At 51.0% G+C, this 255-nt stretch carries 1 pseudogene; it reads left to right on the forward strand.

The window, feature by feature from the left end:
• Window positions 1-255 (forward strand): annotated as a pseudogene (locus tag ACO0LI_RS30770) (IS5/IS1182 family transposase); the annotation flags it as partial.

The following is a 255-nucleotide window of genomic DNA, read 5'->3' on the forward strand; positions in this document are numbered from 1 at the left end:
CAGTGCCGGATGAAACAACAGTGTGCAAATTCCGGCATCTGCTGGAGCGCCATGACCTTGGCAAACGAATCTTCGAAGAAGTAGGCCGTCATTTGCAGGAGCGGGGAATGAAAGTGTCGGGCGGCACAATCGTCGATGCTACGATCATTTCAGCACCTTCTTCCACCAAGAACAAAGAAGGCAAACGTGATCCGGAAATGCGCCAGACCAAAAAAGGCAATCAATGGTATTTCGGGATGAAGGGACACATAGGCG

The sequence above is a fragment of the Undibacterium sp. Tian12W genome (assembly GCF_049339405.1).
Lineage (GTDB): Bacteria > Pseudomonadota > Gammaproteobacteria > Burkholderiales > Burkholderiaceae_D > Undibacterium.